Source organism: Kistimonas scapharcae, assembly GCF_039540975.1.
Classification (GTDB): domain Bacteria; phylum Pseudomonadota; class Gammaproteobacteria; order Pseudomonadales; family Endozoicomonadaceae; genus Kistimonas; species Kistimonas scapharcae.
This window is the reverse complement of the sequence record NZ_BAABFL010000343.1, coordinates 1-7,166: the sequence shown is the minus strand read 5'-3', so window position 1 is coordinate 7,166 and position 7,166 is coordinate 1. Positions and strand designations below refer to the sequence as shown.

Here is a 7,166-nt window from a genome sequence, read left to right as displayed (position 1 = left end):
TATTTTGCCTGAAGAGCACAGGGGACGCTCTCTTCATTCAATTTAGCCTTACTTCTTCAGATCGTTAAGCGGGAGTTAAGGTAGGGTGTATTCTCTTCTCTGATCTTCTTCAGGGCTTCTTGAGTTTGCGTCTGAATATCAGCATGGCCCCGAATACCATGGCTTGCTACCCGGCCTGCCACATGCATCTCTGCCTTATTGGGTATGGCTATTTTGTCTTCATCTTCTGGCCTGGGGTCAGGAATCGATTCATACATATTTTTGACAAATTTTGCTTGAGCAGGATTCCGCTGGCACTGATCCATTACGGTTCTTACATCCGCATTTGTAATACCAGCCCAATCCGAGCTGGGCCTATCCAGAAAATAACCAGAATCAGCAGGCAGTTCAGGCAATGCTTGCTGCTTAAATTCATCCAATGTGATTTGCTGGTTATTACGAAACTCGCTCGGTTTAACCAGTGTATTCGGTAATTCAAATGCTTCGAATACAAGGTGGCCAGGCCGGCTGGGCGTTAAACCCAGTTGATCTCTGGCAAATCGGGCCACTCGCTCAAACGTACAGATAAACCAACTCAAAATGCCAAGCAGTGGTTGCACGACAGGCACTGCTTTTGGAAAAAGTACATCCGGGTTACAGGGACGAGCGCTGCGCTCATCAATAGCAATTGGATCCGCTGTAAAGTACTGTTGGGCCTCTGGGGTCAAATTACCGTCCGCCTTGACGAGTCGATTGGCGTCCACCGTTCGAAGACTGGTTGTTCTATCAAAAACGGGAGGGATGGTATTTACAGGTGAATAAGATTGGGACGTTGTTCTGGACTGTGCCGATGCTGCCATTGGATTACCTCCATAAAAACTACAGGGTCAAAATACGCGCCAAATACTGTCTTCCCAAAAAGGCAGGGAGGACAGGGAACGCGTGAGTTACTGACTACTCCTATAGAGTGTATGGGTATCCAATAAGTTCGATATAAAACCAACTATGCAGACAAATGTCATGTACAGCAACAAAGGTGTATGTTTATAGCAACTATGAGCATCCTCAAGCAAAACGTTTATACGAAGTCATATGCGTGATTTTAAGTTCCTGTGAGCCTTTCATTAGCAGTGGAACAGCGAGTGTCGGCGTCATTGACTCAATAATATTGTTCTAGCTCCCTTCTTGAATCACACGCCCTATCCAGTCTGTAAATGAAGCCACCCGGGTATAGACACCAAACATAAAAGGTCTGGCACAACCGGATCCCCAGGAAACAATCCCGGCCTGCACAAAATTATCCTCATGTTTCACGATCAGTGGAGCACCACTATCTCCCTGGCAGGCATCCCTCCCCCCATCCACATAACCCGCACAAAATTCATAATCGGCAATATCATCATCGTATGAGAGCTTGCAGTAAGCTTGAGGAACCAGTGGCACTTCGATGGTTTTCAACGTATCCGGCATGTTGTAATCCCCTTCTCTTGTCATACCCCAGCCAGAAACGGTTGCTAAAACGCCGGGGTAGCCCGACTCTTCCATCACGGCATCGTCTGCCAGCGCCAGATACGGTACATTCAAAACAGGCTTTTCCAGTCTGACCAAAGCAATATCCGCTTTATCGTCATCGGGGAAATGCACACTGATGGCGCGAGCCGATTTCCCATTGCCCTGGCCGTAAATCTTTACCGTATTCACCCGAATATCGATTTCTCCAAGGGATTCCTGCGTATAATTATCAAGGCAATGTGCAGCGGTCAGAATCCACTGGGGAGCAATCAGGGAACCACCACAGAAATGCTCTCGTCCATCCTGAAAAGACACCTGCCAAGGCTGTTTGCCATGACTAACATCCCGTCCACCGATAATCCTTAAAGACGATGTATCTTTTGGAATAGTGGCAATGGAAACATTTGAAAAAACCAACAATAAAAACGCAGAAAAACACACTGAAACGCCAAAAGACTGCATATATCTCATACTCAACCGTAGAAAAAACAACCAAGAAATGACGTAACAGGAAAGATAAATCAGATTAACAACAAAGCAACCTCTTATAGATAAACAAGCGCAATTAATCAGCAAATAATAACCATTCCACCATGAAACAGACACACTCAGTTACACATCAGAAAAAACAAATAACAACTACTATTGTTGCAATATGCAGATGCTATGACTTTATTTTTAATAAGACGATATTTCACTTCATCCCATAATTATGATCGTATTCAATAGTTCATCCATTGAACATGCCCCCATAATCAACGCTTCTTTCCGCTGACGTGATAACTTCTTAACTCTGATTTCAAGTTTCAGTGCCTCATTTCGACCCTGCACCGGATGCTGATACACCAGCTCAAGCGGGCCACGGCCTCGAAGATAACGGGCCCCTCTACCCGCCGAATGCTCACGAAAACGACGCGCAACGTCTGTCGTTATCCCTGTATACAGTGTGCCTTTTGCACAGCGAATCATATAGAGATGCCATTCAGCCATAAAGGTGCAGTCCCTTCTCACCACAAACGATTGCGTCAATTACCAACATGACCCGGAACCTGTGGCTGATATGCTTGAACCACACCCTCGGCCATACGCCGGCGTGAGAACTGTATCATCGTCAGGCTGACAGTGACTACCGGAACCTGGAGAAAACCATGAAGCGATTCCGTGTTTACTACCATCCCGCCCATGGCCACGAAGCGGTTAAACAGGGGTTCTCCTGGCCAGCGCTGTTCTTTGGTGTCTTCTGGGCTCTGTTCAAGCGGCTCTGGAATGTGGCCGCAATCCTGTTCGCTATACAGTTGATCCTGCACATGCTGGATCTCCAGGTTCAACACTCCAGCAGCCTGCCGATGGCACTCCTGATTCTGGCTGGCTCTCTTACCGTGTGGTTATTACCGGCTTTCAAAGGTAATTGCTGGCGGGAAAAAGCGTTGCAACGAAAAGGCTACAAGCTGCTCAGCGAACTGGATGCACCATCCGCCCGTGAGGCGATTATGCGTTGTGACCAGGATTATCATGGGCAAATGTTGGTATAGAAACACAATAAGCTCATTCTCAATGAAATAAGGCACTGACAGAGCAAAGGCAGAGTGACTTTTCTTCACCGTCTCTGCCTTTTTTGCATTCAAGTACCGACAAATCATGTTTAACTCGCTAACATAAATCATCAAGAAAAACGATTCTGGAACTTTATTAATTAACTGAACTCATTACTACCATTATCGATACATTAATCGCAGATATCCTGTCACTGCACACCAATGTCAGTACAGATTTGATTTCATATTCCACTAAACTATTTCAGATGAACCCATGGAAACATCAGCACCAGTATTTATTGATTCTGTAGCACTACGCTCAGGAACAAGTCTGAGCCATCAGATTGATATCCCCCCCTTTATTACAGCTATTCCTACAGAATGCCTGCTCGTCGGGTACGTTCTCAAACAGAATCACCAACACCCTCAACGATCCATATTTTGCAGACAAATCAATATTGCGGAGCCAGCGCCGTATATAAGAAAGTATTTTGGACGTGTACTGATTCCAGCACTCAAAAAAATCACTCATAGTAGCTGGATACAACAAATGCCTGTCAAATTTGATTACCTTCCCATCGCAAATATTGAAGAAAAAGCCTATAGACTGGCATTGAATATACAAACCATAGTCGCAAAATTATTGTCGAATCAAACTCAGGCTAGCGATATTGAAACGGTACACAATCAGAGATGGCATGATCTTTTGCAAACATCATCTGACAGCCCAATCGATGAAAAATTATTAGATACCAATAAGGCCTGCCAATTTCTTTCTCTCATGCTTGAGCTTCTTCTATACCGGCAAGTGACCCGAAATGATCAGCGACTCCATGCATTGCATCATATGATAAGGGTTATACGGGAATCAGATCAATTAACCCGTACTCAAAAGGCATTTGTTAACGCTTTTTTACAGAATGCAGTACAGGCAGAAAGCGCTATCTTCCAACTTGCCACCGATCGCATAGCGATGCCAAATTCACATCACGATACATTTTATGCATTCCTGATTGAAGATGATAAAACATCTATAGGTCGGCACTCTGGTGAGCACGTCGCCCCCTATCGCCTCGCTGGACAAGTCCATGCACTTTCACTTGCATGGAATATGGATATCGGTGATGGCATTACATATCATCACCTTGAGGCGCTAATGATAAAATTGGGTCATACCTCATATGCAGCCACATACTCCGAGATAGAACTGAATCTTATTGGCAACTTTTCGAAAAGAAATCTGGATATAGTACTCAATCAATCCATTATTGTTTGTGATACTGAAGAAGAAAGGAAAAGAATCACAGATTTGATCAGGGACAATAATATTACTGCACACGCTCTATTTACCGACAATGAGAAAGATGGGGAAGACTTAAGAAAATTGAGCCAACGATTGTTCACACTATCATTCGACTTAAAACATAATAAAACCACATTAAAACGTCATGCCACACCTGAAGATAGAGTGCAAGAAACAACAAAACTAATGGACTTATTTACCAACGACTGCATCGTACTAAAAGAAAAAACAAGAACGATCCAACAAGCATTATTGAATTCAGCAATTGCAACCAAAGAAATAAATCGCTTAAAAAAAGCACATGATGAGACAATAAAAAAACTCATGACGCTTATAATACGAGTCTCGCGCAACATTTTATACATTAATCCATTCCAATCCGGGAACCGTGATCTCACCACCATTCTTCAAGTGTTACTATTCCGATACGCAGAGATACCGTATATAGCCTTAAGTCCTGATGAGTTAGTACATAACACGCCAGAACAGTTGTTGAATAAATTATCAGAAAAATTGACTACCCGCCCAACAATAGAGGCAAGTCAGCTGCTGGATCATCCGATATTTTCATGTATTTTCAAGAATGATGTTGAGCAATTACAACACTATCTAGGTGCTGGCCTCGCGCGCCTGGTCAGCGAGCCATTCCTCGGTGTCCTGCCACTTGTCTATGCATGCGACATTGGCTGCAGCCGCGATGTCATCGACACACTCCTAAAGGCAGGTGCAGAAATCGACCAACACAGTACCTTGCCTTCCAGAAGGAAAGAAGACTATAGTCCGCTGAGAGCAGCGCTCCAACATAACACAGAGAAGCACTATACCATTATCGAATACTTGCTGACTCATGGCGCATCAACCAATGACGCTCTCATTGACTTATTTCAGCTACGTGCCAAAATCCAAGGAGCTGCGTATCAGCGTTTAAGAGGCTTGATATCCAGCGCAGTGCGTGTTGATTGGCCATCAAAATAACCAATGGACACACTAGAAGCGTTCATAAATAGCCATATAGGATATTCTTCGTGGTCATTTCTGAAATGAGCAAGAGACTCTTTTAACCAACAAACCAAGAAAAGCACTCGAAGACAGAAGCATTAAATAAACAAACAACCGCGCATTAATGCGAAAAACAAAATTGTCAGTAAGAATCACTATCAATAGTGGCATCCAATCGAAAAACTAAAAAATACACGGTCAAATAACTAACGATCATAGCTATCAATCCTGCAACCACCAAACTCACCTTTTTTCATTTTCTCAAAGGAGCTTCGGGCACTATGGAAATACAAAAACAGCAACAAAAACAATATTTAATTAACCATATTAAATCTGAATCGAAGATTACAGGCCATCTAGGCTATGTGAAAAGAGAAGATATAATAAATGGTATGATCGTCGAGCCAGATTCCCTGGTTGCTGATAGCATTCTGTTTCACAGAGCCATAAGCTCTGCCACAGTCAGTACACAGGTAGAGACTTCCGATAGTGAGCAAGTCCCCCCCGAAACGCCCGAGACAAGCATTGCTACACCTATGGTGTCACCATATGGGCAAGATGCACAACCAGCTTTGCATCCCATGGGCAGCCTCAATCCCGTTAACCACTGGGCTCAACAATTCGTGCCCCCACCGGCTCAGACAACCCCCAGAGCCGATATACATATCAGAGCTACTGAGTTCTTCGAAAAGCTGGAAAAATTAACACGCATACTATTAGACCCAAACCAATTTTATGAGCATGAATCAAGCTGGTTATTTATGTGGAATTTAAAGAAAGACGGGGCACCAGAAACCTGCCATTACAGTAGCCCATTAGTTCGCACTTTCCATCAAATACTGTCCGTCATGTTTGAACAGCAAGTCTACCAGAGCATAAACTGGCAATCCGATAGAGCAGTTTTTTTTAATCGATTGCAGGCCTGCCTATCAAGCAGTCACTCACTCGACGGGCATCATCGTCAACTATTGGGTGAGTTTATTGATAATGCAAAGCAAACCGATCAAGTACTATATGATTTAGCCGTCCAACTGGGAAATAATACTTTCATCGGGGAGCATCATGATAGACTTTGTGGATTATTAATCGAAAAATCAAACAGAACTCCGGGCAGACACTGTAGCGACACCAGCCCCTACTTTTTGATCAAAATGGCCAATACACTTACATATGTATTAACGACAGATCTCAGCAAGGGGCTGACAACGGAACACGTATTCAACATCGTAATGAAACTTGGACACCCCAGACGATTAGCAGATGCTACAACTTTAGCAGTCACCTTGCCTGTTGAAAGAAAACGTAAAGTTACGGGGTTAAAGGCACTCGTAGAAATGTCAGTTGTCACTTATAAAACACCTAATGAACTGGATAGCACCATTAAAGTCATACGCCACCAGGTCAATTCAAATGAGCGTATTGTGCTGGCCACGCATAATAATGCAGAGCCCAATAGTACAACAAAATCCAGCCTTTCATTTTCTATCAACGTTTTCCGGAAAAAATCCAAAACAATTTGTAATGCGTCGTTTTTCAGATAAGCAGAATAGAGATAGTGATCTTCAAGAGTTAGTGGATACATTTAACAGCAAACTACTAAAAACTCAGAGTCACACTGATCATCCAACACCAGAAAAACTGCGTCACCTAAGATGTCTGGTTATTGAAACTACCCGCAATTTTTTAGTATTACAATCTTTTCCTTCAGGAAATAAAGAATCGGCGATGATGTTAAACATCATGTTATGCAGACTGGCAGGTGCATATTCTGGTTTACTTGAACACCGATTCTGGTCTACTTGAACACCCCCGTCACCTTACGTATTGGCGAGCCTGAT

The 7,166-nt window shown here is 43.4% G+C and carries 6 protein-coding genes; 3 read left to right on the top strand and 3 right to left on the bottom strand.

From position 1 onward, the window contains the following. Positions 1-56: 56 nt before the first annotated feature. From ABD892_RS12325 to ABD892_RS12315, 3 genes are all read right to left on the bottom strand, one after another. Positions 57-839: a hypothetical protein gene (locus ABD892_RS12325; protein ID WP_345196026.1), complete on the bottom strand. Its 783-nt coding sequence runs from the start codon at positions 837-839 to the stop codon at positions 57-59. Between the two features lie 313 nt (positions 840-1,152). Next, positions 1,153-2,097 (bottom strand): S1 family peptidase, encoded by a 945-nt coding sequence (locus ABD892_RS12320; protein WP_345196025.1) that lies wholly within the window; start codon positions 2,095-2,097, stop codon positions 1,153-1,155. 93 nt (positions 2,098-2,190) lie between these two features. Continuing rightward, positions 2,191-2,481: a GIY-YIG nuclease family protein gene (locus ABD892_RS12315; protein ID WP_345196024.1), complete on the bottom strand. Its 291-nt coding sequence runs from the start codon at positions 2,479-2,481 to the stop codon at positions 2,191-2,193. Between the two features lie 158 nt (positions 2,482-2,639). Here ABD892_RS12315 and ABD892_RS12310 point away from each other — a divergent pair, with 158 nt between their 5' ends. From ABD892_RS12310 to ABD892_RS12300, 3 genes are all read left to right on the top strand, one after another. Continuing rightward, positions 2,640-3,023: a DUF2628 domain-containing protein gene (locus ABD892_RS12310; RefSeq protein WP_345196023.1), complete on the top strand. Its 384-nt coding sequence runs from the start codon at positions 2,640-2,642 to the stop codon at positions 3,021-3,023. A 277-nt stretch (positions 3,024-3,300) separates the two neighbouring features. Next, the gene (locus tag ABD892_RS12305; protein ID WP_345196021.1) at positions 3,301-5,304 is read left to right on the top strand and encodes an ankyrin repeat domain-containing protein; all 2,004 of its coding nucleotides are present in this window, start codon (positions 3,301-3,303) and stop codon (positions 5,302-5,304) included. Between the two features lie 305 nt (positions 5,305-5,609). Then, the gene (locus ABD892_RS12300; RefSeq protein WP_345196020.1) at positions 5,610-6,869 is read left to right on the top strand and encodes a hypothetical protein; all 1,260 of its coding nucleotides are present in this window, start codon (positions 5,610-5,612) and stop codon (positions 6,867-6,869) included. The last annotated feature ends 297 nt before the right edge of the window (positions 6,870-7,166 follow it).